Origin of the sequence: Candidatus Culexarchaeum yellowstonense, from assembly GCF_024707025.1 — an archaeon.
GTDB lineage: Archaea > Thermoproteota > Methanomethylicia > Culexarchaeales > Culexarchaeaceae > Culexarchaeum.
Window position 1 is genome coordinate 1 of the sequence record NZ_JANGFQ010000233.1, and the last position, 4,385, is coordinate 4,385.

Annotated in this window: 5 protein-coding genes; 3 read left to right on the forward strand and 2 right to left on the reverse strand. The window is 40.2% G+C overall.

The window, feature by feature from the left end; all coding sequences use genetic code 11:
- Positions 1 to 681: amidohydrolase family protein (locus tag MRT15_RS11835; protein WP_304330477.1), on the forward strand; the 681-nt coding region annotated here is incomplete at its 5' end.
- A gap of 51 nt (positions 682 to 732) precedes the next feature.
- Here the strand turns inward: MRT15_RS11835 and MRT15_RS11840 are convergent.
- Positions 733 to 2,160 carry a M20 family metallopeptidase gene (locus MRT15_RS11840; RefSeq protein WP_304330478.1) on the reverse strand — a complete coding sequence of 476 codons (1,428 nt, stop codon included), beginning with the start codon at positions 2,158 to 2,160 and terminating at the stop codon, positions 733 to 735.
- A gap of 140 nt (positions 2,161 to 2,300) precedes the next feature.
- Between MRT15_RS11840 and MRT15_RS11845 the strand changes: the two genes are divergently transcribed.
- Entirely contained in the window at positions 2,301 to 2,711 is a 411-nt protein-coding gene (locus MRT15_RS11845) for a hypothetical protein (RefSeq protein WP_304330479.1), read from the forward strand.
- Positions 2,708 to 3,109, forward strand: coding sequence for a hypothetical protein (locus tag MRT15_RS11850; protein WP_304330481.1), 402 nt, complete (start codon positions 2,708 to 2,710; stop codon positions 3,107 to 3,109). The genes MRT15_RS11845 and MRT15_RS11850 overlap by 4 nt, the downstream gene beginning before the upstream one ends.
- Before the next feature lie 237 nt (positions 3,110 to 3,346).
- Here the strand turns inward: MRT15_RS11850 and MRT15_RS11855 are convergent.
- Positions 3,347 to 4,385, reverse strand: a 1,039-nt coding sequence (locus tag MRT15_RS11855) for an amidohydrolase family protein (protein ID WP_304330482.1), incomplete at its 5' end; no start/stop codon positions are given.

A 4,385-nucleotide genomic window follows, 5' to 3' on the forward strand; every position in this document is an offset into this window, starting at 1 on the left:
TGTGCCACTAGTGGCGTTATGTCTATGCGTGATAGACCTGAGCATACGCAATTCTCCCTTGAAGAGATGAAGGTTATAGTGGAGGAAGCTAGGAAGGTTGGAACCTTCGTTACAGCCCATGCTCAGGGAACTGAGGGGATAAAGATGGCAATATTGGCTGGGATTAAAACCATTGATCATGGCATATACTTGGATGATGAAGCTGTAAAGATGATGAAGGAGAGGAATGTAATCCTCGTTCCAACACTATCCATAGTTAATCAGATAGTTACCCGTGGTAGGGAGGTTGGCATTGTGGAGTGGGGTTTAGCAAAGGCTATGGAGGCTTTTGAAAGTCATTTGAAGAGTGTTAGGAAAGCTTATGAAGCTGGAGTTAAAATTGCTGTGGGAACAGATTTTGGGGGTCCAGAATTGTGGAAGCTTGGTACAAATGCCATGGAGCTTGAGTTGCTTGTAGATAAGGTTGGATTTAAACCCATGGATGCCATAGTATCTGCAACTAAGATCTCTGCTGAAGCATGTGGGTTGGAGAAGAAGATTGGAACCATAGAAGCTGGGAAACTTGCAGATATAATAGTGGTTAATGGTAATCCATTGGAAGATATAAGGGTTTTAAGAGATGTGCGGAATGTGAAAATGGTTTTAAAGGAAGGTAAAATTGAAGTGAATAAATTGTCTTAAAAAATAAAAATTATAAAAATATTTTTCCCTTCGAACTTTCCTTGCATTATTCTATTTCTTCCATGCATCTAATGGTGGTTTATGGTCTGGTGGTAATGGAGACTTATAAACTCTACCCTTAAGCCTATTCTTATGCTCCTCCTTTGCTTTTTCAAGAAGCTCTTTATTCATTAGTAGGTCTAATACTGTTGCAGCCATAGTTTTTGCTGCGAATATTAATGATTTATGTCCTAAACCAACTCTACATTGGGCAACATTCTGCCATGAATGGCCTGGGGTGCCTAAAACCCATGTTGCAGTACTGAACTCTACTGTTGGTGCTTGCCAGCTTACATCTGCTACATCTGTGGATCCATGACTAACTTCACCTTCACCCCATGGGTCTGGTATCTCATCATCCATCAATTTATCGATAAGCTTCTCCCATCCAGGCCTCTTAGAGTTTCTTAATTGATTTATCTTTGTTTCCATGGGTATCGTCTTTGCAATTTCTTGTGCAAATTTTATGTCTTCATCACTATACTTTGGTAGACCAATTAACCTCATGTTTTTAACTATGGTTTCAGCGATAGTCCTATTTGGTATCTTGTTGTAAACCCCCTTTATGAATTCCACTTTGTATTGTGTTTGTGTCATTAGTGCTGCCCCCTTAGCTATATCCAGAATCCAATTATAGATTTCCTCAACTTGCTCCCTCTCAGGGGCTCTTATTAGATACCAGCTTCTGGCGTATGGTGGAACTATATTTGGCTGGTCTCCACCTTTCTCAATGATATAGTGTATCCTAGCATCCTGAATAATATGTTCACGCATATAGTTGACGCCAATATTCATAAGCTCAACAGCATCAAGAGCACTCCTACCAGCCTCAGGACTACCACCAGCATGAGAAGCCCTACCATAAAAGTGGAATTTCACAGAATTGTTTGCTAGGCTACTCATTAATGTTGCTCCATTCATTGTGCTTGGGTGGTGGCTTATTACGGCGTCTACATCATTGAAGTATCCATCCCTAACCATGTAGACTTTTCCACTGAAGTTTTCCTCTGCTGGGCAACCATAGAATCTGATGGTACCGGGTATACCAAACTTCTCCATGGCATACCTAACGGCAATAGCTGCAGCTAAACCACTAACACCATGAATATTATGACCACAACCATGACCAGGAGCACCCTCAACTAATGGTTCCTTCCATGGTACTGGTTTTTGTGAGAGTCCTGGTAGGGCATCGTATTCTCCCATTATCCCTATTACTGGTTTTCCACTCCCCCATTCTGCTACGAAGGCTGTTGGCATACCAGCAATGCCACGTTTAACTCTAAAACCATGCTTCTCCAATTCATCAGCCAATAGACTTGAAGACTTAAACTCCACAAGACCAAGCTCAGCAAACTCCCAAACCAAATCAGAAACCTCAACAAAACGCCTCTCATTATCCTCTATAACCTTTATTGCATACTCCTTCTCTTTCTCCATGTTTGATCATTTACTTTTATGATATGTGTCGATATTTAAATGGTTTGGTTTATGTTTACCTAATGCGTAGCGAAATGGGAGGGGGGTTAAAATGAGGATTTTAATAGATTCATTTCAAGAATTATGTAATGGGGGTGTAAATGCCATTAATAATTGAAGCACGTTTAGAGAGGGGGGTACCCGTTACAGGGCGGCATGTAGGGGTATATCTCTCTTTGTCAAAGAAGTATCTTTCAGAGCCCTATAACTTGTCTCCCCCTCGTTCTTATGATGTTGAGGGGGAGATCATGGATATTAAGAAGGTTTGGGGTGAGCTTGAGAAGGAAGAACTTAAACTTAAGGAGATAATTGGTGTAAGGATCAATTTCTCTCTTTCAGTTGCAGTAATAGGTACATATGATTTCCTATACATCTCCGAGCGCTCTTGGCCTATACTTAGAGATTATGGGGTTTTACCAGAAGATTATGTTTTAAGAGTTAAGCTATTACGCATTAAAATGGATGGTGAGGTCTTAGAGATTTACCCGAAGAGGGATGTGATTGTGAGATGAATGTTGAAAGGGAGCTTCAGGAGGCTATTAGAAGAAAGAAGCTTGCAGACTACTACTATGACAATTACAGGCAATGCTATTTGAGGAAGGAGTATTCTAAGGCATCAGAGTTTATTTGGGGTGCTGTAAACATGCTGACATATGCACTTGGACTTTTCTATGGCATGAAATTAACTAGACATGAAGAAGTTATAAAGTTCTTAAAGATGTTGGCTAACCAGTATGAGGAAATACGTGAGGGGATTACAGCTGTTCAAAGTTTACATGCAAACTATTACCATGACTTCATGAGTGAGGAGCTCTTCGAGGAATATAGAGTTAAAGCTGAGAAATTGTTAAGTAAGTTAGCAGAGCTAGTTTATGAAAAGATAAATCTTTACATTTCACCAAATAATTAATGGACCTAATTAGGGAAAGTTTTGCGTATCAATTACACTTTAAAGTCAAATGGCCGGAGGAAAGTTTTTAGTTTACGTATAGGGAGTTTTCGTTATGCATGTGGTTTTAAGAACTCAATTATGCTTACTTCGTGCAACTTCATAGTACTCCTCGAAACCATTAAGGTTTATCTGTGGACGTCTCCACTTTTTAATATATTATGAGAAAGAAAGAGTTGATTTATGTTTTGTTGATGTCTATCTAGAGTATGTTAGTACTTTTCCAGGTAGTTTTCCAGTATGCTTCCCATTCTCCACCACTATTTCGCCGTTTACTATGACGTATTTTATCCCTTTTGGGTATGTGCATGGCTTTTCATAGGTTGCTAGGTTTGCTATCTCTCTTTCATCGAATATTACTATGTCTGCCCAGTATCCCTCTCTTAGTAGTCCTCTATCCTTTAGGTTTAGGAATCTTGCTGGTAGTGATGTTATCTTCCTTATGGCTTCCTCTAACTCCACGACTTTTCTCTCCCTAACGTAGTATCCTAGGAATTGTGGGTATGTTCCGTAGTTTCTTGGGTGTAGTGCTTTTGGTTCGTCTTCCGTTCCACCATCTGTGGATATTGCTGTGAATGGTGCCTTCATTATTTCTATTACGTCTTCTTCCCTCATGTATCCTTCTGCAACTGTGGTTTCGCCATTATCCATTATGTATAGTTTCCTCATGGCTTCCCATGGGTCTTCAACTCCCATTAATTTGGCTACTTCCGTGAAGTTTTTGTCTACGTATTCTGGGTGTGTTTTTGAGTGTGCTATGACGAAGTATGTTGTTGGGTTCCATGGCATTCTGAATGGAGTCCCCCTCTTTGCAAGTTCCTTCTTCTTCCTCTCTATATATTCCTCTTCCATTTGATATCTCCTTATGGCTTCCTCCTTCATCTTCCTCCACTTTTCATCATCCTTCATGTTTTCAAGTATCTTCTCCCTCTCTTTACTTGATATTTCCTCCTCCCCCTCTATTCTGAAGAATTCTCCAACATTTAGCACCGCCACCTTTAGCCATGGGTATTGATCGCATATTACATCTACCCCTGACATTCTTGCCTCCCTTATTAGCCTTATGGTTTCATATGGTTTCCCCCAACTGTTTGGGTGGCATGCTTTGTGATGTGATATGCATCCTGAAACTCCTGCTTCCCTACATATCCTTATGAACTCCTTTACAGCTTCTATAAGCATTTCATCTTCAGATCTTATGTGCGCCATGAATAGCCCATGATATTCCGCTACAACT

Bases quoted from the DNA above. Each gene is read 5' to 3' on its own strand.
- MRT15_RS11845 (WP_304330479.1), top strand. From the start codon at position 2,301: ATGCCATTAATAATTGAAGCACGTTTAGAGAGGGGGGTACCCGTTACA.
- MRT15_RS11850 (WP_304330481.1), top strand. From the start codon at position 2,708: ATGAATGTTGAAAGGGAGCTTCAGGAGGCTATTAGAAGAAAGAAGCTT.
- MRT15_RS11840 (WP_304330478.1), bottom strand. From the start codon at position 2,160: ATGGAGAAAGAGAAGGAGTATGCAATAAAGGTTATAGAGGATAATGAG.